This is a genomic window from Tessaracoccus sp., from assembly GCF_016714275.1.
GTDB lineage: Bacteria > Actinomycetota > Actinomycetes > Propionibacteriales > Propionibacteriaceae > Arachnia.
The window spans coordinates 374,863-394,780 of the sequence record NZ_JADJNP010000001.1 but is presented as its reverse complement, the minus strand read 5'-3'; the positions used below and the strand labels follow the sequence as shown (position 1 = coordinate 394,780).

General features: G+C 69.0%; 18 protein-coding genes, 1 tRNA gene and 1 pseudogene. 10 read left to right on the top strand and 10 right to left on the bottom strand.

The features are described from left to right. Window positions 1–23: 23 nt before the first annotated feature. From IPJ61_RS01895 to IPJ61_RS01875, 5 genes are read left to right on the top strand one after another with little or no spacing between them, the layout of a single operon-like run. Complete coding sequence (locus tag IPJ61_RS01895) at window positions 24–881, top strand: hypothetical protein (protein ID WP_297102447.1); 858 nt, start codon at window positions 24–26, stop codon at window positions 879–881. A gap of 22 nt (window positions 882–903) precedes the next feature. Then, a complete protein-coding gene (locus tag IPJ61_RS01890; protein WP_297102446.1) occupies window positions 904–1,749 on the top strand; it encodes a hypothetical protein in 846 nt (281 codons plus the stop codon). Next, complete coding sequence (locus IPJ61_RS01885; RefSeq protein WP_297102444.1) at window positions 1,746–2,798, top strand: FecCD family ABC transporter permease; 1,053 nt, start codon at window positions 1,746–1,748, stop codon at window positions 2,796–2,798. The genes IPJ61_RS01890 and IPJ61_RS01885 overlap by 4 nt, the downstream gene beginning before the upstream one ends. Then, a complete protein-coding gene (locus tag IPJ61_RS01880) occupies window positions 2,795–3,859 on the top strand; it encodes a FecCD family ABC transporter permease (protein WP_297102442.1) in 1,065 nt (354 codons plus the stop codon). The genes IPJ61_RS01885 and IPJ61_RS01880 overlap by 4 nt, the downstream gene beginning before the upstream one ends. Then, the gene (locus tag IPJ61_RS01875) at window positions 3,859–4,650 is read left to right on the top strand and encodes an ABC transporter ATP-binding protein (protein WP_297102440.1); all 792 of its coding nucleotides are present in this window, start codon (window positions 3,859–3,861) and stop codon (window positions 4,648–4,650) included. The genes IPJ61_RS01880 and IPJ61_RS01875 overlap by 1 nt, the downstream gene beginning before the upstream one ends. Window positions 4,651–4,709: 59 nt before the next feature. On the opposite strand, the gene IPJ61_RS01870 is transcribed toward IPJ61_RS01875, so the two are convergent. The 4 genes from IPJ61_RS01870 to IPJ61_RS01855 all read right to left on the bottom strand — a co-directional run bounded on the left by IPJ61_RS01870 (window position 4,710) and on the right by IPJ61_RS01855 (window position 11,072). Then, window positions 4,710–6,503 (bottom strand): hypothetical protein, encoded by a 1,794-nt coding sequence (locus IPJ61_RS01870; RefSeq protein ID WP_297102439.1) that lies wholly within the window; start codon window positions 6,501–6,503, stop codon window positions 4,710–4,712. Window positions 6,504–6,700: 197 nt separating this feature from the next. Next, the gene (locus IPJ61_RS01865; protein WP_297102437.1) at window positions 6,701–8,794 is read right to left on the bottom strand and encodes a hypothetical protein; all 2,094 of its coding nucleotides are present in this window, start codon (window positions 8,792–8,794) and stop codon (window positions 6,701–6,703) included. Further along, the gene (locus tag IPJ61_RS01860) at window positions 8,794–9,657 is read right to left on the bottom strand and encodes an Ig-like domain-containing protein (RefSeq protein ID WP_297102436.1); all 864 of its coding nucleotides are present in this window, start codon (window positions 9,655–9,657) and stop codon (window positions 8,794–8,796) included. The genes IPJ61_RS01865 and IPJ61_RS01860 overlap by 1 nt, the downstream gene beginning before the upstream one ends. A gap of 23 nt (window positions 9,658–9,680) precedes the next feature. Continuing rightward, complete coding sequence (locus IPJ61_RS01855) at window positions 9,681–11,072, bottom strand: hypothetical protein (protein ID WP_297102434.1); 1,392 nt, start codon at window positions 11,070–11,072, stop codon at window positions 9,681–9,683. A 229-nt stretch (window positions 11,073–11,301) separates the two neighbouring features. Between IPJ61_RS01855 and IPJ61_RS01850 the strand changes: the two genes are divergently transcribed. Both IPJ61_RS01850 and IPJ61_RS01845 read left to right on the top strand, forming a co-directional pair. After that, on the top strand, window positions 11,302–12,681 hold the full coding sequence (locus tag IPJ61_RS01850; protein WP_297102432.1) for a UTP--glucose-1-phosphate uridylyltransferase: 1,380 nt from the start codon (window positions 11,302–11,304) through the stop codon (window positions 12,679–12,681). After that, on the top strand, window positions 12,659–13,009 hold the full coding sequence (locus IPJ61_RS01845) for a hypothetical protein (protein ID WP_297102430.1): 351 nt from the start codon (window positions 12,659–12,661) through the stop codon (window positions 13,007–13,009). The genes IPJ61_RS01850 and IPJ61_RS01845 overlap by 23 nt, the downstream gene beginning before the upstream one ends. A gap of 4 nt (window positions 13,010–13,013) precedes the next feature. Here the strand turns inward: IPJ61_RS01845 and mscL are convergent, their stop codons facing one another. From mscL to IPJ61_RS01825, 4 genes are all read right to left on the bottom strand, one after another. Beyond that, window positions 13,014–13,379 carry a large conductance mechanosensitive channel protein MscL gene (mscL, locus tag IPJ61_RS01840; protein ID WP_297105462.1) on the bottom strand — a complete coding sequence of 122 codons (366 nt, stop codon included), beginning with the start codon at window positions 13,377–13,379 and terminating at the stop codon, window positions 13,014–13,016. A gap of 114 nt (window positions 13,380–13,493) precedes the next feature. Further along, window positions 13,494–14,132 (bottom strand): SAF domain-containing protein, encoded by a 639-nt coding sequence (locus IPJ61_RS01835; protein ID WP_297102429.1) that lies wholly within the window; start codon window positions 14,130–14,132, stop codon window positions 13,494–13,496. A 69-nt stretch (window positions 14,133–14,201) separates the two neighbouring features. Continuing rightward, complete coding sequence (locus tag IPJ61_RS01830) at window positions 14,202–14,483, bottom strand: FmdB family zinc ribbon protein (protein WP_297102427.1); 282 nt, start codon at window positions 14,481–14,483, stop codon at window positions 14,202–14,204. A 10-nt stretch (window positions 14,484–14,493) separates the two neighbouring features. Continuing rightward, window positions 14,494–15,096: a 5-formyltetrahydrofolate cyclo-ligase gene (locus IPJ61_RS01825; RefSeq protein WP_297102425.1), complete on the bottom strand. Its 603-nt coding sequence runs from the start codon at window positions 15,094–15,096 to the stop codon at window positions 14,494–14,496. A gap of 18 nt (window positions 15,097–15,114) precedes the next feature. On the opposite strand from IPJ61_RS01825, the gene IPJ61_RS01820 reads away from it, so the two are divergent. From IPJ61_RS01820 to IPJ61_RS01810, 3 genes are all read left to right on the top strand, one after another. Then, entirely contained in the window at window positions 15,115–16,413 is a 1,299-nt protein-coding gene (locus IPJ61_RS01820; RefSeq protein ID WP_297102424.1) for a molybdopterin molybdotransferase MoeA, read from the top strand. 81 nt (window positions 16,414–16,494) lie between these two features. Then, complete coding sequence (locus IPJ61_RS01815; RefSeq protein ID WP_297102422.1) at window positions 16,495–17,271, top strand: hypothetical protein; 777 nt, start codon at window positions 16,495–16,497, stop codon at window positions 17,269–17,271. 76 nt (window positions 17,272–17,347) lie between these two features. Beyond that, window positions 17,348–17,420: transfer RNA gene (locus IPJ61_RS01810), tRNA-Ala, on the top strand. Window positions 17,421–17,985: 565 nt separating this feature from the next. Here the strand turns inward: IPJ61_RS01810 and IPJ61_RS01805 are convergent. Together IPJ61_RS01805 and IPJ61_RS01800 are read right to left on the bottom strand one after the other, a co-directional pair. Continuing rightward, window positions 17,986–18,582 (bottom strand): annotated as a pseudogene (locus tag IPJ61_RS01805) (recombinase family protein); the annotation flags it as partial. 606 nt (window positions 18,583–19,188) lie between these two features. Next, window positions 19,189–19,881: a hypothetical protein gene (locus tag IPJ61_RS01800; protein ID WP_297102420.1), complete on the bottom strand. Its 693-nt coding sequence runs from the start codon at window positions 19,879–19,881 to the stop codon at window positions 19,189–19,191. Window positions 19,882–19,918: the final 37 nt, after the last annotated feature.

Sequence of the window (19,918 nt, the reverse complement as noted above, 5' to 3'; positions counted from 1 at the left end):
TGCCGGCTTCGAAGAAGCGCGGAGTGAAGGTCGCGCAGGGCAAGAAGGAGTGGGCCGTCACCATCCCCAAGGCCAAGAAGGGCGACTGGGTCTACCTCAACGTGTTCGACGGCGACTCCCCACGCTTCCCCTGGGGTCCGAAGTGGTTCAAGGTGGGCTCAGGCAAGAAGGTCACCGCGTCTGTCACGTCGCTGACGCTTCCTTCCGGAACGAACAAGTTGTCGGTTCAGGACAGGAACGGCAAGGTCCTCGGCTGGACGAAGGTCACGGTGGCCGCGCCCAAGAGCAACAGCACGCCCAAGCCCACCCCGCGCCCGGTGCGCTCCACGCCGACCACGACGAAGGTGGGCGCGACGAAGCCGACGGAGGCCGCCGTCGCCCCCGTCACCGCCTATGCGGACCTGAACGACGGCAATGCCGGAATGCTGCCGTCGAAGGCCGACAAGGGCACGCTCACTTTGAGCGTGCCGAAGGTGCAGGGCGGCGCGTGGGTCTCCCTCTTCCTGTACACCGAGGGCGGGAAGGTCGCGCCGGCGGACTGGGTCCAGGTGGGCTCGGACCACATCGTCACCGTGAAGTTCGGCACCCTGCCCAACGGCTCCCACAAGTTGGCGGTCGTCGACGCGAAGGGCGCGCTGGTCGGCTGGGTCGGCGTCGCCGGGCCCGCCCCGCTCGTCGATCCTGTCGCCGGCGTCGATCCCGCGGCACCCGAGGCACCGGTCGCGCAGCCCGTGGCCGCCGTCGCTGAGACGCCAGTGGCCGCCCCGCTCGCCGCCCCCGCCGATCCGACCTGGACGCTCGTCCTAATCGGCCTCGCCGTCCTGGTGCTCGCCGGGTCGGCCACCGGCGTCGTCCTGCTCCGCACCCCCGTGCGCCCCTGAGAAACCCACGAGGAACACCGATATGAACCGCATTTCCCCTGTTCTCCGCCTTGCGCGCGTGGCCGCGGCCGCGCTGCTCGCCCTAGGCCTCGCCGTCACCGTCCCGCTTGGGGCGACGGCGCTGCCGCCCGACGGTGCGGGCCCTGACACGCCCGGCACGAGCTCGTCGGTCTGGCCAAGCAAGGTCAAGTCGGGGGACCGGCTGAACTTCAAGGTCTCGGGCTACCCGGCAGGCGAGACCGTCTATATCAAGATCGACGACGGCCTTATGTGCTCCGACACGTCGCACGGCGCCTGCGTCTACCACACGCAGAAGCTCGACAAGAACGGCTCGGCGACCGGCTCGCTCGTGGTGCCGGACCTCGTGCCCGGCGAGCACTGGCTGCGCATGCTCGCCACCGGCGACGTGTTCGACAAGGAGACGGGCAAGAAGCTCGGCTACGAGGGCTACACGCGCCGCGGCGGCAACACGTTCACCGTCGAGGCTGGAGGGTCGTCGGGCAAGAGTGCCGGGGGCTCGAGCGCGGTCGAGGGGGGCGGCACCACCAAGTCGGACGGCAAGATCGAGGGTGGCTCCGTCGAGGTCGACCTCGGCGAGGAGAGCCCGGAGCCCACTCCGGCGGGGGAGGCCAGCCCGGCCGCCACCGAGTCCGCCGCCGTCGCGCCCCCCGCGCCGACGACGTCCGCACAGGCCGCGCCGGTCACGGCTCCTGCCGCACAGCCTGCCGCGGTGACGCAGTCGGGGGTCCCGGTCGTCGGGATCGCCGTCCTCGCCGGCGCCGTCCTCGTCGGCGGTGGCGCGCTCGCCTGGGCTCTCGCACGCCGCAACAAGCTGGTGAAGCAAGCCGCCGCCGGCCCGCAGGGATGACGGCGGGTGTCTCCGCCAAGCCTCCGGCGCTGCATCAGCCGCGGCTGACCCGGCCGGGAACGGTCCGCGTCGCCGCGCTCGTCGGGGCGCTCGGCCTGCTCGCCGCCGCGGTGCTGCTGTCGCTGTCGCTCGGCTCGAAGGACATCCCGGTGCTGCAGGCGTGGACGCTGCTCCTATCGCCCGACGGGTCCGCTGAGGCGACCGTGCTGCACGAGCTGCGCGTGCCGCGGACGGCGCTGGGGGTCGTCGTGGGCGCGGCGCTCGGCGTCGCTGGCGCACTCATGCAGTCGTTGACGCGCAACCCGCTGGCCGACCCCGGCATCCTCGGCGTCAACGCCGGCGCCTCCGTGGCCGTCGTCCTCGCCGTCGCGCTCACAGGCGTGAGCGGCATGGGATTCTACCTCTGGTTCGCGTTCGCGGGCGCCGCGCTGGCCTCGGTGGCCGTCTACCTGCTAGGCACTGCCCACCACCAGGCGGCGACCCCCACACGGCTCGTGCTGGCCGGCGTCGCCATCAGCGCTGCACTCCAGGCGCTCACGCAGACGATCATCCTCGCCGACCAGACGGCCTTCAACGAGTTTCGGTTCTGGGTGGCGGGCTCGCTGGAGGGCCGGCTTTTCCCGGTGCTGTGGAACGTCGCGCCGTTCATCGCACTCGGCCTCGTCGTCGCGCTGCTCCTCGCCCCCGCGCTTAACGCGCTGGCGCTCGGTACGGAGACAGGCAAGGCCCTGGGGGTCCGCGTACAGCGCACGCGCGTGGGCGCCATGGTGGCCATCACGCTGCTCTGCGGCGCCGCGACGGCCGCCGTCGGCCCCATCGGTTTCGTCGGCCTCGCCGTGCCATTCGCGGCGCGGCTGCTCGTGGGCTCGGACCAGCGCTGGGTCACGGTGTTCTGCGCCATCCTCGGCCCCGCATGGCTGCTGGGCGCCGACGTCCTGGCACGTCTCGTGCTGCGGCCGGAGGAGGCGCCCGTGGGTGTGATCGCGGCCCTGGTCGGCGCGCCGGTCTTCGTCGCCATCGTCCGACGGCGCAAGGTGGCGGCGCTGTGAGCGATCTGCAGTTGGCCCAGCGGAGCCTGTACCGGCGGCACGCCGTCGTGGCTCTCGGCCCTTTCAGCGTTCGGTTCGAGCGGCGGGCCGCCGTCGTCTACCTCGTCCTTGCCATCGCGGCCATCGTGGCGGCGGCCGTCGGCATCACGCTCGGCGACTATCCCGTGAGCCTCGGCCAGATCGTCGAGGGGCTGCGCGGCACGGCCGACGACAGGCTGGCCCAGTACTTCGTGCGCGAGGTGCGGCTGCCGCGCGCGGTCACGGCGCTGCTCGTGGGCGCGGCGCTCGGCATGTCAGGCGCGATCTTCCAGACCGTCTCCGGCAACCCGCTCGGCAGCCCCGACGTCATCGGCTTCACCACGGGCGCGGCGACGGGCGCGCTGGTGCAGATCATCGTGCTGGGCGGCGACACGTTCGCCGTCGCGATCGCCTCGGTTCTCGGCGGCCTCGTCACCGCGGCGGTCGTCTACGGGCTCGCGTGGCGCTCCGGGGTCGCGGGGTTCCGGTTGGTCCTCGTCGGGATCGGGATCGGTGCGGTGCTTGCCGCCGTCAACTCGCTGCTGGTCGTGAAGGCGCCGCTGGAGGCCGCGCAGACCGCGACGCAGTGGCTGGCCGGCTCCCTGAACAGCACGCTGTGGCCCGAGGCGTTGGCCGTCGGCGTGGCTCTCGTGGTGCTCACGCCGGTTGCCGTGGCGTGGTCTCGTCCGCTGGCACAGCTGCCCCTGGGCGACGCTGCGGCCACCGGGCTCGGCGTCCGGGTGGAGCGCTCGCGGCTGGTGCTCATCGTCGTCGGCGTCGCCCTGATGGGAGTCGCGACGGCGTCCACCGGCCCCGTCGCCTTCATCGCCCTCGCCGCGCCGCACCTCGTGCGCAAGCTCACCCGCACCCCTGGCGTTGCGCTGTTCGGCGCCGCGCTCATGGGCGCGGTCCTCGTCCTCGTCAGCGACCTGATCGCCCGCCGCCTGTTCGCTCCGACGGAGTTGGCGGTCGGCGTGATCACCGGGGCGCTCGGCGGTCTCTATCTCGTCTGGCTCCTCGCCGTGGAAAGGAAGCGGTTGTGATGCATTCACGGCTCAGCGGAAGGGGGCTGCGCGTCGCGTACCACCCCGAGCATCCGGTGCTCCGCGATGTCGACGTCGCCGTCCCCGAGGGCGAGCTGACGGTGATCGTCGGCCCCAACGCGTGCGGCAAGTCGACCCTGCTGAAGACGCTCGCCCGGATGTTGTCGGTGCAGGCCGGCGAGGTGCTGCTCGACGGGGAGCCCATCGGCAGGCTCGCGCCGAAGGCCGTGGCGCGGCGGCTGGGCCTGTTGCCGCAGTCGCCGACGGCGCCCGACGGCATCACCGTCTCCGATCTGGTCGCCCGCGGCCGGTATCCGCACCAGAACCTGCTACGGCAGTGGTCCTCGGAGGACGAGCGCGCGGTGCTCGATGCCCTCGCCGCCGCGAACGTCGTCGACCTGGCGAACCGCAGCGTCGACGAGCTCTCGGGCGGCCAGCGGCAGCGCGTCTGGGTCGCGATGGCGCTGGCGCAAGAGACGCCGCTGCTGCTGCTCGACGAGCCGACGACGTACCTGGACGTGGCGCACCAGATCGAGGTGCTGAACCTCACCCGCCGCCTGCACCGTGCGGGGCGCACCGTCGTCCTGGTGCTGCACGAGCTGCACCTCGCCTTCCGCTACGCCACGCACCTCATCGTGATGCGCGGCGGCGAGATCGTCGCCGAGGGCCGCCCCGACGACGTCGTTACCGCCGAGCTGATCGAGCGCGTCTACGACCTGCCCTGCCAGGTGATCCCCGACCCCGTCACAGGCCGCCCGCTGGTCCTCCCGCTCGACCTCGACGCGCGCTGATTGCGTTCGGTGGGAGCTTTTCGTTCAGATCTGAACGTAAAGCTCCCACCGAAGCTCCTCTAGGTGACCTTCAGGGTCTTGGTGACCGTGGCGGACTTGGCGGTCGACTTCGCCGTCGTGCCCGACGGGGTGAAGACCGTGCCGACCTTGTAGCTGCCCGCCTTCGCGATCTTCGGGAGCTTGACCGATACCTTGCCCTTCGCCGCCGCCGTCAGCTTGACGCTGACGGACTTCCCGTTCACGGTCACCTTGACCGTGCCGGTGGGGTTGGCGACAGGGGTGGTGACGGCGACCTTGACCGTGGCCTGCTTGTTCTTCGCCACCGACTTCGGGACGGTGACCTTCACCGTCGCCTTGACCTTCGCGACGGTGACGGCCTTCGAGGTCTTCGACACGCTCGGGTACCCGCTCTTCGAGCCGGTGACCTTGACCGTGATCTTCGTGCCTGCGTCGGCCTTTGCCAGCGTGTAGCTGGAGGTGGTGGCGCCCTTGATGGCCTTGCCGTCGCGCAGCCATTGATACATCAGGGTGACCTTCGACGGCTTCCACGCCTTGACGTTCGCCTTCAGGGTCTTCCCGACGGCGGCGGTCCCCGTGATCGTCGGCGTCGGGGTGCTTGTCAGCACCCGGAGCACCTTCAGTGTGTACTCCTTGCCCCAGCTCTGGTAGTCCGAGGAGCCTGCGACGCGGATGTAGCTGTCGCCCGCGGGGAGGTCGACGGTCATGCGGCGCGTCTTGCCAGGCGGCACATTCTCGAACTGAAGTGTTGCCTGGGAGCCACTCAGGACGCGGAGCTCGTAGGCGGTCGCATCCCCAGCCGTCGGTGCCGTCAGTTCGACGGCGACCTTCGCGGCCGACTCAAGGCTGACGGCGTAGTAGTCGTAGTCCCAGGAGCTGCCGGCGATGAGGCTTGACCCCTTGATGGCCTTGCCGAGGGGGAGCGTCGTGGCGAGGGTGGCGCTCCCGTTCGGTTCCTGCTCCGCGAGGCCCGCTGCGTGCGTGACCTTCAGCGTGTACACCTTGTTCCAGCTGTCCCAGTCGTCGGCAGCGCGCAGCATCAGGGAGTAGCGACCCTCCCGGAGGAAGATGGCCTGGGAGCGGAGCCAGGCGCCGTCGCGGTGGCTCGAGGTGACGGTGAACGACTGAACGGTCCCACCCTTGTCGTTGTAGAGGTACACGTAGTAGGCCGTCGACGATGTGAGCGTGGGGAACCTGAGGTCGAGCGTCACGCGGCCGGCCGCCGGGATGCTGATGCCGAAGTAGTCGTCGTCCCAACGGCTGTTCGATAGCGCCGAACCGGTGATGGTCTTGCCCAGCGGCAGCTCGGTGGCCAGTCTGATGGAGTCGTTGGGTTCGAGCTCCACGTCGCCTGGGGTGTGGGTCACGCGGAGGCCATACGGCTTTCCCCAGCTATCCCAGTCGCTGGAGCCGCGGAGGTTGAGGTAGAAGGTGCCCGGGGGGAGGAAGATCTCCCTGCCTCGGAGCCAGGAGCCGTCGCCGTCCCCGGAGGTGAGCGTGAACGACAACACAGTGCCGCCCTTGTCGTTGTAGAGGTACAGATTGTAGGCGGTCGACGACGTGGTCCTGGCGAATCGAAGGTCGATGGTGGTTCGGCCCGCGGCAGGGATGGTGATGGCGTAGTAGTCGTCGTCCCAGCGGCTGTTGGCCATCTCGGTGGTGCCCTGCATCGTGTCGCCGAGCGGCAGCGCGTTCGCGGTGCGGATGTCCCCGTTCGGTTCGGTTTCGGTACGTGTGGCTCCGGCGGCCGGGCTGAGAGTGGTGGCGACGAGGGCGAGCGCCGCCGCTGCGGCGACGATTCCTCGCGCGACGCGCGTTGTAACTGATCTGGACACGATCTGCCCCCCTGGCATCGTGGATGGTGCGATCTCGGGGGAGAGGCGGGCTCACGGACCGTCGATCTTTGGCAAACCGACGCTATCAAGGAGTTCTGCCCTGTGAACAGGGACACGGCAGGGACAATCCTGGGAAAAAGGCTGTGAGGCCGCCGGATGCGCAACCGGCGGCCTCACAGGTCTAGGAGGGATGGGGACTAGACCACCTTGAGGGTCTTGGTGACGATCTCGGACTTGGCCGTTGACTTGGCCGTCGAGCCCGAGGGGGCGAACGAGGTCTTCACGTTGTAGCTGCCCTTCTTCGAGATCTTCGGCAGCGTGATCGACACCTTGCCCTTGGCTGAGGTCTTGACGGTCTTGGCGACTTTCTTGCCGTTGACCGTGACGGTGACCTTTCCGGTGGGCTTGCTGACCGCCGAGGAGATGGTCACCTTGATGATGGCCTTCTTGTTCCTCTTGACCGACTTCGGGACGGTGACCTTGACGGTGGAGGTCACCTTGGCGATGGTGACGGTCTTGGACGTCTTGGTCGCCTTGGTGTGCTCGGCCTTCGTCCCGGTGACGGTGACGGAGATCTTGGTGCCGGCGTCGGACTTTGTGAGCTTGTAGGTCTTCTTGGTCGCCTTGCTGATCTTCTTCCCGTTGCGGAGCCACTGATAGGTGAACGTGACTCCGGAGGGCTTCCAGGCGCTCGGCTTGGCCGTGAGGGTCTTGCCGACCTTCTTGGTGCCCGTGGCGGTCACGGTGCCTGCCGTGACCTTCTTGACTACTGGAGCCGTGACGGTGAACGCGTCCGACTCAAGGGAGCGCGGGGTGTCGTCGGGCAGCAGCGATCCGGTCAGGAACCGCAGGGTGTGCGATCCCGTCGTGAGGGCGGGGCTCGACCCCTTTGCACCGCTGGTGGTGCCGTCCGGAAGGGGCATGTCGACCTCGAAGGTGCCGTCGGTCTTCGCGTCGATGACGTACCAGATGGTCGTGTTGGCGTGCACCTTGTTGCCCTCGAGGCGGGAGACGGCGCCGTCGTCGATCTTCACGGCGATCCGCGAGCCCTGCGTGGCGTTCGTCAGGTGCGTGAAACCCTCGCCGATGATCCGGATGGTGCCGCCGAGCGTGGCCGAGGCGGCCACCGTGACCGCCGGGGCCACCGGCTCGGGGGCGTCGTCGCGGACGTCGAGCGTCACGGCGATCCTCCCGATGGGCTGGTCGTTGATCACGCCCGTCGGCGGGAGCTGGCAGGAGAGGCCGACGTTGAAGCCGACGGTCACCGCCTCCGAGATGTCCGCAGGCAGCTTCACCGTTCCGCTTGCGGCACCGTTGCTCCCCACCGTCACGCACTTCAGGACCTGCTCGGCGACGACGACGGCGACCTTCTGCGGGGCGCCTCCGACGCCGATGTAGCCGGCCAGGTCGTACGTGATGGTGCCGCCCGGCCGTACGGCCGTCGTCCGGATGGTCGCGGTGGGCGGAGCTGTCACGGTGAAGGCGACGGTGGCCGCCTCGGCCCCAGTGGCCAGCCGGAGCGTGTGCGCGCCCACGGCGATGTCCGCCGGGATAGCGACGCGAGCAGAGTCCGGAAGGGCGCCCTCGGCATCAGTGGTGATCGAACTGGTGACCGGCGCGCCGTCGATTTCGACGGTGACCGGCTGCTCGGGCGCGAAGTCCGTTCCCTGGACGGTGACCTGCGCGCCGGGACGAAAGACCGTGCCGGCCTGGAAGGTGCCCGTGGGGCTGGTCAGGCCTGTGCTCGCGCTGGTGACGGCCACCTCGAACGGGACCTCGAAGGTGATCGGGTTCGTGATCCGGTCGCCCGTCGTGGTGAAGAAGGCTCCCGACAGGATCCGCAGCCAGTGCTTCCCGTTGCCGAGGGGGCCTGCGGCCGTCAAGCCCGTGGGTGCCGTGAGGGTGCCGGTGAACGTGCCGCTCTCATGGTGTGTGACGAACCAGTACTTGGCCTCGCTGGCGGGCGGTTGGGTGGGATTCCCGGGGAAGTGGGCGTCCGCGCCGCCGACGGTCCAGGCGGGCCCGTTGTCGAAGTCGTAGGGGCGCACCGCGACGAGCGGGTCACCGGTGCTGCCCTGGATCGGAGTAAAACCGGTGCCCGAGATCTGGATGGTCTCGCCGGGCTTGATCCTGGCCGAACTCAGCGTGATCGTGGCTCCGGAGACCCGGTCGGTGACGGTGACGGGTTCCGCAGCATGCGCAGGGGCGGCCCCGAGAACGAGGCCGCCCGCAACGAGGGTTGCGGCGAGCAGTGCCGCAACCCCCTTACGTAGTTGACGCAGTGAGCTCACTACTTGGTGACCTTCAGCTTGGCGGAGGTCGATGACTTCGCCACCTCGGCGCTACCGGCGTAGCTCACCTCGATGGTGTGGGTCTTTGCCGAGAGCTTCGGCAGCTTGACCTTGACGGTGCCCTTGTCGGATGCCTTCACCTTGACCGCGGCGATCTTCTTGGAGCCGTCCTTGATGGTGACCGTGCCGGTGGGGGCGTAGCCCTTAGGTGCGCCGCTCACGGTGAGCTTCACGGTGGCCGTCGCACGCTGTGAAGCCTTGATGGTCGACTTCGAGAGCTTGACCGACGTCTTCGACGAGGCCTTCGCGACCGTCACCTTCGCCTCGGCGGAGGAGCTGGACACGTCGGCGTTGCCTGCGTACGTGACCTTGATGGTGTGGGTCTTTGCCGAGAGCTTCGGCAGCTTGACCTTGACGGTGCCCTTGTCGGAGGCCTTCACGCTCGCGGTGCCGACCTTCTTGGAGCCGTCGTAGACGGTCACGGTGCCGGTCGGGGCGTAGCCCGACGGGGCGCCGGCCGCGGCGACCTTGACGGTCATGGTGGCCTGCTGCACGGCGGACGCCTTCGACACCGAGACGGCTGAGTTGGTCGACGCCTTGGTCACGGTGAAGCTCGAGCTGGCCTCGGAGCCGTCGACCCCCACGGTGCCGGAGGTCTTGGCGGCCAGCGTGTGCGAACCCGGCTTCAGGTCGCTCGGCAGGTCGACGGTCGCGGTGCCTGAGGCGTCGACAGTGACGGAGGCGAGGGCCTTGCCGTCCAGCGTCACGTCGACGGCGCCGGGGGCTGCGTCTCCGTCGACGGCCAGGGTGACGGTCGCGGTGTTCGCGGCGCCGAACGCGGCGCTCGCCTTGTCGGCCTTCACGGTGACCGCGGAAGAGGCGGGCGTCAGGTCGAGCGTGACGAGCTGGGCGTCGCCGTTGCCGTATCCGGCGGCGACGACCTGGTAGCCGTTGCCGATGGTGGTGATGCCCCACAGGTAGTCGTCGGTGCCGCCGAGGTCGACGACGTGGGAGGTGCCGGGCTGCCGTCCGGGAGTGTGATCGTCACCAGCGCGTTCGCGGTGCCGCTCGTGCCGCCGATGCCGACGACGCGGCCGTCGGGCAGGATCGCATGGTCGCGGTGACGGTCGCCGCTGTTGTTGCCGTCCTCGCCCACGTGGTAGGCGACGAGGCCCCTGTCGGCCCAGGTGGTGTTCAGGGTGCCGTTGGGCTTCAGCCCGAACAACAGCGCGTCGACGCTGTTGCCTGCGGCTGCGCCCTCCCGGCCGCCACGGTAGCCGTAGGCGCTGACGATGTAGTTGCCGTCGGCGCCCTTGTGCATGCCGTAGGCCTCGGCGAAGCCGCCCTTGCCGCCAGGGTAGGTGGTGGCGAGGCCGTCGTCACCCCACGAGGCGTCCGGCGTGCCGTCGGGCGTGAACTTCTGGATGAAGGGCTGGTTGTTCATGCCGACGTTCGCGTACGACGTGGTGAAGTACGAGCCGTCGTCCAGCAGGCCGCGGCGGAGGTTGTCGCTGAACGGGGTGGGGATGCTGGCCACGCCGCCGTCGCCGAACGAGGCATCGAGCTTCCCCGCTGCGGTCAGCTGCACGGCGGCGGCGTCGCGGCCGGTGCGGTCGGAGCCGGAGTCGGCGCCGATCGCGGCCGAGATGATCGACTTCTGGTTGGGTCGGACGAAGATGTCCCAGCCCGCCGCGTCCGTGACGAGCGCGCCGCCTGCGGGGTTCACGCCGTCGGACAACGAGATGCGCGTCCAGCCTCCGTTGGTGCCGTAGCTGCGGTCCAGCGTGCCGCTGGGGTGAACGCGTGCGACGAAGATGTCGGTGTCGATCGCGGTCGCGGCATCCGACTGGTCACCCTCGACTTCGCCCACGACGAGCAGGCGGCCGAGCTTGTCGACCGCGATGCCCTTGCCGGTCTCCTTGGCACCGGGGTTGGTTGTCACGACCTCGTTGAACTCGCTGACAAGGTCGAGCACCGCGCGACCGTCGACGCCGAAGCTGGTGTCGATCGCGCCGTCAGCGTTGCTCTTGGTGATCAACACCGCGCGGTTGGTGCTGTCGACGACCTGGTAGCCGACGTTGTAGGTGCCGCCGTCAGGTGCGCGAACGATGCCGTTGTAGGCGTCCGCGACGTCGGGTGCGCCATGGTTGATGGCGACTGGGGGAACCTCCGGGCCGGCGGCCAGGGCGCTGAGGGGCGAGGCCGTGAGTGCAAGGCAGCCGAAGGCGGCGACAGACGCCAGGCCCTTCGAACGCCGTGACGATCCGGGATACGTCATTTTCTCCTAGAGTGAGGTTAGGCTTGCCTAAATAAGACTCTGGGAAGACTAGGCAACGGGAGCACGTGAAGGCGATCCCCAAATTTAGGGACATTGCTGTTGCGTAATCTGGGGAGAGGTGCTTGGGGTCGAAAGATCCCGCATGCGACGGGCCGAGAGTGCCGTCCGGGTTTGGTCAGCACGCCCGCGTGGCTAATATCGGTCGGGAGCGCCGACGAAGGGAAGCGAAGTGTCTGAAGCTGGCCTCCAAGCCGCACGCCAGAAGATGATCGACGCCGGGGTGGCCGCCCCTGCGGTCGAGGTGTTCTCCCGGTTCTACGGGCTCCTCGAGACGGGGGAGACCGGAATCATCCGAGAGGACACCATCGAGCCGCTGCTCGATCCGCCGGCGTTGTGCGACGTCGACGTGTCGAACATGGAGGCGCGCGACGCCATCGGCAAGACGGTCATGATCAAGCTCAACGGCGGCCTCGGGACGTCCATGGGGCTCGACAAGGCGAAGTCCCTGCTCGATGTGCGGGAGGGAAAGAACTTTCTCGACCTCATCGTGCGGCAGGTTCTCGCTGCGCGCGACCGCTACGACGCGCGTCTCCCGCTGCTGCTGATGAACTCGTTCCGCACGGAGGCGGACACCCTCGCGCATCTGGCGCGGTACCCCGAGCTCCCCGTCGACGGCCTGCCGCTGAGCTTCATGCAGAACCAGGAGCCGAAGCTCCGTGCCGACGACCTCATGCCCGTCGAATGGCCCGACGATCCCACGCTGGAGTGGTGCCCGCCCGGCCACGGTGACCTGTACCCGGCGCTGGAGGGCTCCGGCGTGCTCGACAAGCTGCTCGCCCATGGCTTCCGCTACGCCTGTGTATCCAACGGCGACAACCTCGGCGCCGTGCCGAATGCGACGGTGGCAGGGTGGTTCGCCAAGTCCGGCGCACCGTATGCCGCCGAGGTGTGCCGCCGCACCGTCAACGACAAGAAGGGCGGGCACCTCGCCATCCGCAAGGCTGACCGCCAGCTGATCCTCCGTGACACCGCCCAGACCGCGCCCGAGGAGATGGTCTACTTCACCGACGAGCACCGGCACCCGTACTTCCACACCAACAACCTGTGGTTCGACCTCCTCCGGCTCCGTGAGCTGCTGACCGCGCGCAACTCAGTGCTCGGCCTTCCGCTCATCCGCAACGAGAAGACCGTCGACCCATCCGACCCGACATCGACGAAGGTGATCCAGGTCGAGTCCGCGATGGGTGCCGCCGTCGAGGTGTTCGAGGGCGCCACGGCGATCTGCGTCGGCCGCGACCGTTTCCTCCCGGTGAAGACCACCAACGAGCTGCTGCTGCTGCGCTCGGACGTGTACGAGCTGAACTCCGAGGGCAAGCTTGTTGCCCGGTCCGACAAGTGCCCCGAGGTGGACCTCGACCCGGCCTACTACAAGATGGTCGACGACTTCACCACGCGTATCCCGCACGCGCCGTCGCTGCGGCGTGCGAGGTCGCTCAAGGTGCGCGGCGACTGGACGTTCGGCGACGGCGTGGTCGTCGTCGGCGACACGGAGTTGGCCGACGGCGGAGAGCCGCAGACTGTTCCCGATGGCAGCCGGCTCGGCGAGTAGCCTCGCGCGCGCCGTCGCGCTGGCCGTGACGGGCGAGGAGCTCGACCTGCCGGGGGAGCTCCCGCTCGCGGAGGAGCTTGCCGTGCGGGGTTTCGATGGTGATCGGCTGCGAGAGATCCGGCGTGCCCGCCAAGAGGCGAGGCTGCCGTGGCCGCACGCGGTGCCGATCGACACGCGGCGGAGCCTGGGATTCGCGCGCTACGACGCCGCCCTTGCCGAGGCGCGCCAAGCCCTCGGCCTGACGGGCCTCGAACCTTCGAGGCCCGCCGAGCGGCGGCTGAACCATGACGAGGAGCGGCTCCTAGCGGACCGGCCCCCGCACTGGTGAGAGATCAGTTGTTCTTCGCGGCCAGCAGGTCGCGGATCTCGGTGAGGAGCTCCTCGGAGGAGGCGGCCGCGGGGACCTCGTCTTCCTTCTTCTCGAGCAGGCCCTTGAGCTTGTTGTACGGAGTGATGACGCCGAAGTAGATGACGGCGGCCATGATCACGAAAGCGATCAGTGCGGTGAGGAATGGGCCGACGCTGATGCCGCCGGGGTTCCATCCGGAGAAGTCCGGCGTGCCACCGAGCTTGCCGAGGATGTCCATGAACATCTTGGTGAAGGACTCGACGACGGTGCCGAAGGCCGCGCCGATGACGAACGCGACCGCCAGGTCGACGAGGTTGCCGCGCAGAAGGAATTCCTTGAAGCCCTGCAGCATATTGGGTGCCTACTTTCGTATGTCTTGGTGCCGTTGGACGAGACCCCCCGCCCGACCAACAGGAGACCTTAGTCCACGTTTCATCGATCTCCTCATCGGCCTAGTGGCGGCTCATTCGACCGTCGCGCCCAGGATCACGCTCAGCTGCCCGCCTTGACCCAGCAGTGCCACCAGCGCCGCCGACGATGCGGGCACGTCGACCAGGAGTGCGCCCTGGTCCGCGGAAGCTGCGACCCGCAGCGCGCCTGGATTTTCCGTCGCCGGAAACGCCACCACCCGCGCGTCGCCTGTGATGATTCGAGGCGACTCGCCGTGGGCGGAGACGAGCGAGATCAGGTCGCCAGGTCTGAGCAGTTCCCGCAGGGTGTCGTCGGCCACGACGATGGGCACGACTGCGCGGCCCTTCGCCGCCGTCGTCGCCCGCGCGAAGACGGCCGGCTGGAGCACGGTCCCGGCCCCGACCGGCACGGCGAGGGCTTGGCCGACGGCATCGTCGGAGGAGGAGAGGGCGCCGTCGGGAATGGCCCCGGGCGGCAGCCTGGTCAAGCGCACATCGGCGGCCGTGACCACCTCACCCGCGGCCACGGTGCGTACGAGGACGACGGCGGGCGCAGTTGGGGGAGGAGCCGTCAGCGACTCGGCGAGCAGCAGTACGGAGAGCGCGGCCAGCAGCGCGCCGACGGCGCGGCGGTGCCACGAGACGAACGAGGCGACGGCCCGGAGGCCTCCGGGAAGAGCAGAAGCGTTCATACTCTCGTTATGTCCAGCCGGACAGCAGAAATCCCGCCTGTCCACAGGCGGGATCTCAGGAATTTACGTTCAGGCCACCTTGTCGGCCTTCGCCGGGCTGCTGGAGCTGGCGTCGCTCTTGGCCGCGGGCGCCGTCGTCGCCGATTCCTTCTTCTTGGAGCCCGCGGAGCCGGAGCTGCGCGAATCGGTCTTGTAGAAACCGGAACCCTTGAACACGACGCCGACGGCGTTGAACACCTTCCGCAACTCGCCCGAGCATTCCGGGCATACGGTCAGCGACGGGTCGCTGAACTTCTGCACGACCTCGAGGTCGCCGCCGCAGCTCTTGCACTGGTACTGGTAGGTGGGCATGAACAACTTCCTAGCGATTCGGGAGACCGTCGCCCATGGTAAGTGACGGGGGAGCCCCCACCCAACCGCGTTCGCTGACGGCCCCGTCGACGGACACGTCGTGAGGGAGGGTCGGCACGGTGTCGATCACCTCGGCCGCCCGGGTGAGGGCGACGAGCGGCGTGCCGGGGCGGCGATGCGGCAGTGCCCGGTCGTACCAGCCGCCGCCCGTTCCCAAGCGCGTGAGGTCGCGCCCGACGGCCAGGCAGGGCACGAGCACGGCGTCCGCTTCGGCCAGCGCTGTCGCGGGGAGCACGGCCCCGGTTGGCTCCGGGATGCCGTACGCGCCGGCCCGCGTCGCGGCCCATCCCTCGAAGTCGGCCCACATCGGTGTCCGCCGGAGCACGGGGAGCAGGACGCGGGAACCGCGGGCCGCGAGGAGGTCGATGAGTTGCTGGGTGCCGGGCTCGCCCGGGCGAGCCGCGTACAGCGCGACCGTCGACGTCTGCCCTAGCCAGGTGGCCAACAGTCGGTTTCTGGCTGTGTCCTCCGCTGCCCAGCCATCGGGGGAGACGAGCGACCGGGCGGTCAGTATCGCGGCGCGCAGCTCCGCCTTCCGCCCGTCAACGCCCATTGGCCTATCGTATGGCGCATGGCTTGGTTCACCAGGAAACAAGAGGAGCCGATCGCACAGGAGACGGAGGCGGTCGTCGTCGATACGCCGATGCTTCCCGATCCTCCCGTCGTCGACGCCGCAGGCTTGCGCAGCGCCGCGGATCACACCGCGTATCTGCTGAGCGTCGTCGAGGCGCTGCCCGCCTTCGGCATGCCGCTGCTGGACGCCTGGAACCAGGTCATGACGGAGGACGTCGACTCGCTGGTCAATGTGCCGCCGGTGAGCACCGCGAAGGTCGCCGGGTATGCCGTGCGCGCGTTCGACCTGACCGACGACGAGGGCGCCCTCTCGACGGCGATGCGCCTCGTCGATGCGGGCGTCGAGCGACTGCCGGAGGGCGGTGCGGTCGTCGTCGCGCCCGGAGACGCGCTCCCGCCCGGTGCCAACACCGTCCTTCCCACCTCGTTTGCCACCGTCGTGGACGGTCGCCTCGACCTGATCGATCGTGTCGCGGACGGAGAGTACGTCCGTGCGGCCGGCGAGCACCTTCCTGTCGGCACTCGGCTGCTGAGCGAGGGGGATGTTCTCAGCGAGCGTGCGATCGGGCTGCTGGCGAGCGCCGGGATCGACCAGGTGCTGGTGCGCCCGCGGCCCCGCGTCGTCGTCCTCGGGTCGGGCGAGCGCTTGGCCGACCACGGCGGCGACCTCAAGCCGGGCGAGACCGTCGACGCCAACTCTTACCTGATCTCCGCCGCGGCGAAGGCTGCCGGCGCGACGGTGTTCCGCGTCACCGTGCACACCAACGACCCCGCGGCCATTCGTCAGACGCTCTCGGACCAGCTGATTCGCGCTGATCTGGTGATCTCCACGACCGGCGGCAAGCGTGAGGACTACGAGGCGGTTGCCGGCGTGCTCGCTGAGCTTGGCGTCGTCGACTCCGCCGACGTCGCGATGTCGCCCGGGCGCACCCACACGTTCGCGGTCGTCGGCGAGGACCGGGTGCCCGTGCTGATGCTGCCGGGAAATCCGGTGAGCGCGTACGTGACGTTCCAGGCGTTCGCGCGGCCGCTGATCCGGCGGCTGATGGGCGCGGGGACCGAGCCGCGGACCGTTCGGGCGATTGCGGGCTCCACCCTGCGGTCGACGAGGGGGCAGCTGCATCTGCTGCGCGGAGTGGTCCGCACGGAGGGCAGCATCCGCTACGTCGACCAGGTGACCATGCCCCACGCTCTCGGCGAGCTTGCCGCCGCCAATGCGCTGATCGTGCTCGACGAGCATGTCGAACTGGTCCGTGCCGGTGAGCAGGTGCCGGTTTGGCTCCTCGACGAGGAGTGAGTCGGCGGATTTCGTTTCCGGGGACGCGCGCCGTCGGCCTGTCGGGCTGCAAATTACACCGTTGTTGTTTACGGTAGGGGCGTGCTCGCCGGAATCCTCATCGCCATCGTCGTCGTTGCCGGTCTCGCCTTCGCTCTGCCGTGGGTGGCGTCCCAGCGCACCCCCGACGACGAGCTCGAGGGCGACCCCACCGAGCGCTTCTCGAACTCCATGCGGATCCTCCGCCACGACGTCCTCGAGTACGGCTCCGATCAGGAGAAGGCGAAGGTCTCCACGCCGCTGACCCGCCGCGCTGATCTCACCGAGCTCCGGCTCATCGCGCGTCAGGCCGCCAATCGTCGCCTTGTGGTGATGGGCACGCTGCTCGCGGCCGGGGTCACGCTCGTTGTCCTTTCGGTGCTCGGCATCACCCCGTGGTGGTCCGTTGCGATCCCGGGCGGGCTGCTCGTCGCGTTCGTCGCCGTCGCGCGGTTCTCCGTTGTCGCGATGCACCGCAGCCTCGACGCGCGCGCGGCCGCGCTGCAGGGGGGCTTCGACGACGCGGAGGACACCACTGTGATCACCCTGACCGACGGCGAGGCCACCGAGTCCGTCGAGATCTCCGTGGACCTCGCGATGCCGCCGACCATCGGCGCCCTGTGGGATCCCATCCCTGTCACGCCGTCGACCTACGTGTCGCAGCCGCTGCTGCCGCGCACGGTCCGCACGATCGACCTGTCGGCTCCGGTCGTCGCCTCGTCTCTCGTGGTGCCGACGGCGGACCACCCGTCGACGGAGGCCGAGGAGACGGGCGAGATCGCCGGCGTCCGGCCGGAGCAGTCGAACGTGCGCTCGTTCCGCCGCGCCGTCGGCGAGTAGCGGGAGCCGTCGCGCGACTGTGATGTGACCGTCCGTCGACGGCGTGGTAGAGTCTCACTCGCTGTTACGGCAACCTGGGGCTATGGCGCAGTTGGTAGCGCGTCTCGTTCGCAATGAGAAGGCCGGGGGTTCGAATCCCCCTAGCTCCACCCCACGCACAAGGCTCGAACCCTTGCCAACGTCAATGTTGGTAGCGGTTCGGGCCTTGTCGGCATCTGCGGCCCAGGTCAGCGCGTTGGCGTTGACCTGCGGGTCGAGCAGCATTTCGAAGGGCCGGTTGTGCTCGACGCGCAGCTCGTTGTCCTCGTCGATGAAGACTTTGGTGAAGAAGGCCTGGTTGCATAGCCGCCGGTTGGTGTCGTCGCAGCGGCTGTAGATGTCGGCGCAGTTCGCGAGGAGACCGAGCGCGTCGTCGAGGTGGGCGCGGGCGTCGGCGTAGTCGCCGTAGTGGGCGTCGATACGCTGGGTCACTTTGTCGAGTTCGGCGGTGATGCGGTCCTGCTCGCGCTTGAGGACGGTCAGCGGGATCGCGTCGGCGTAGTGGGCTTGCATGAGCCGGTCTTGTTCGCCTTCGAGCCGGTCGCGGTTCGCGGTGAGCCGGGTGAGTTCCTCGGTTTCGGAGGCCATGAGGTGGTCGAACTCGTGGTGCAGCATCCCGGCGAGAGCGTCCTGCTGGGCCGGGGTGATCTGGACGCGCGTGTAGTAGTCCTCGACGAGCTTCTCAACGTCTTCGATGAGCATGGCCTGGCGGGTGCAGTCGGTGCGCTTGGAGTGCCGACCCGAGCACACGAAGTAGCAGTAGACATTGCCGTGGCGGTTCTTCGCGTTGGAGACGATGAGCCGCGAGCCGCACTGTCCGCAATGGATCGTGCCTTTGAGGTAGTGGCCGTGCACCTGGGTCGCTTCGACGGCGCACTGGTGCGCGGTCAGCACCGACTGGACCTGGTACCAGACCTCGGCAGGGATCAGCGGCGGGTGGTTGCCCTTGTAGCGGGTGCCTCGATAGACCACGTCGCCCTTGTAGTACGGGTTTGTCAGGAGCCTGTGGACGGTGGACACGGCCAGTGGCTTGGCTGGGCGCGTCGGCGTCGGCAGGCTCCGCAGCCCCCGCGAGGTGAGCTCGTCGTGGAGTTGGCTGACGCTCCAGTCCCCGGAGGCGTACGCCTTGAACGCCCACTCGATCATCGGTGCCCGCTCGGGGTCGAGTTCGATCGTGCGCAGCTCACGTCCCAGCTCGTCGCGCGTGCGGACGTTGAGGTAGCCGATGGGTGCCTTCCCGTTGGTGCCACCGCCGATGGCCTTCTGGTTCATGCCCTTGGCGACCTCGGTGGCCAGGTTGCAGACGGCTTGGGCGGCTTCGCCGGGGTCCATCGTCTGCCAGCCGGGGATGTCGAGCAGACCGCGCGGCGAGGGGTAGTTCGAGCCGGTCGGCCCGCCGAAGAACGCTCGCGCCTGATAGGTGGGGTCCATGAGTTCGGCGACAGTGCCCCAACCCGACTGTGGGCGCATCTGGAACAGACCCAGGGAGTCGTGGTCGGAGCCGTTGCCGTCGTTGGGGTAGTTCGCGCTCTCGGGGTAGGTGCCGGTGTTCGACAGCATCCGCAGCGTGGACTCGGTGAGCGCGGCCATGAGCGCGATCTTGATCCCGGGCCGTCCCACGCCGTCGGTGCTGTTGCCGATGGCGATGATCGTGGCGGCGTGGGTGAGCTGCTGCCGGTTCAGCGTGAACGTCTCACCGTTCGCCGTCGTCACGGTGAGCGAGTCCGGCACGGGCCCAAGGTTGACCACGCCTGTGGTGGTGGCGCAGTTGGCGGCGGCGGGGTTCATCAGTGCCCCGATCCCGAGCAGGAGGACGGGCGGGGCGAGGAACATGAGCGCGAGGGCTGCGATGGCGGCTTTGCGGAACACGGCGGCACCTCAGCGGAGGGGGTTGTCGAGCTGGGACAGCCGCAGCAAGTGGCAGGTCGGGTACGTGGGTGCGCAGATCACGAACACGGTGAACGAGACGGGGTGCTCGGTGGTGACGGGTTGGCTGTTCCAGATGCCGGAGCGGTGGCGGGTGCCCTCGATCGTGACCGCGATCGTGCCGGGTGCGATCTGCCCGGGCTGCGCCTGCGCGACCGCGTCGGCCCACGCATCCGGGACGAACGAGGCGTCGATGACGAGGTACTGGGCCGTGGCGTACTGACGCAGCTCGATCCAGACATCCCGGTTCGGCAGGTAGGTCGAGATGTCGGAAGCGAGGCCCGCCTGCTCGTCCCCGGAGGGGTCACCGACGGCGAGGATCGCCGAGGTGTAGTCCAGCGGCCACAACTCCAGCGCCGTATCCCACGCGAACAAAGTCGTGGCGACACCTTCGGCGAACGTCACCGGATCGGCAGAGCGCGGCACAGATGGAACACGCGGCAACCGCGGTGTTGACGGCCCCGGCGACTGCGGCGTGGTCGCACTCGGCTGCGGTTCGGGGCGCGGATCGTCAGTGCTCGGGTTGCGGGGGCCGATGAGGAGTCCGTAGACACCGACCCCGGCCAGGAGCAGCAGGACGATGCCAGCAGCGATGAGGGCGACAAGTCGGCGACGGGCTCGGGTATCAGTGGGTGCAGGGCTCATGCTTGGCAGGTGCACACCCGCCACCGGCAGAGCGGCA

Bases quoted from the DNA above. Each gene is read 5' to 3' on its own strand.
- IPJ61_RS01890 (WP_297102446.1), top strand. From the start codon at position 904: ATGAACCGCATTTCCCCTGTTCTCCGCCTTGCGCGCGTGGCCGCGGCC.
- IPJ61_RS01885 (WP_297102444.1), top strand. From the start codon at position 1,746: ATGACGGCGGGTGTCTCCGCCAAGCCTCCGGCGCTGCATCAGCCGCGG.
- IPJ61_RS01875 (WP_297102440.1), top strand. From the start codon at position 3,859: ATGCATTCACGGCTCAGCGGAAGGGGGCTGCGCGTCGCGTACCACCCC.
- IPJ61_RS01855 (WP_297102434.1), bottom strand. From the start codon at position 11,072: ATGACGTATCCCGGATCGTCACGGCGTTCGAAGGGCCTGGCGTCTGTC.
- IPJ61_RS01845 (WP_297102430.1), top strand. From the start codon at position 12,659: ATGGCAGCCGGCTCGGCGAGTAGCCTCGCGCGCGCCGTCGCGCTGGCC.
- IPJ61_RS01835 (WP_297102429.1), bottom strand. From the start codon at position 14,132: ATGAACGCTTCTGCTCTTCCCGGAGGCCTCCGGGCCGTCGCCTCGTTC.
- IPJ61_RS01830 (WP_297102427.1), bottom strand. From the start codon at position 14,483: ATGCCCACCTACCAGTACCAGTGCAAGAGCTGCGGCGGCGACCTCGAG.
- IPJ61_RS01825 (WP_297102425.1), bottom strand. From the start codon at position 15,096: ATGGGCGTTGACGGGCGGAAGGCGGAGCTGCGCGCCGCGATACTGACC.
- IPJ61_RS01820 (WP_297102424.1), top strand. From the start codon at position 15,115: ATGGCTTGGTTCACCAGGAAACAAGAGGAGCCGATCGCACAGGAGACG.
- IPJ61_RS01800 (WP_297102420.1), bottom strand. From the start codon at position 19,881: ATGAGCCCTGCACCCACTGATACCCGAGCCCGTCGCCGACTTGTCGCC.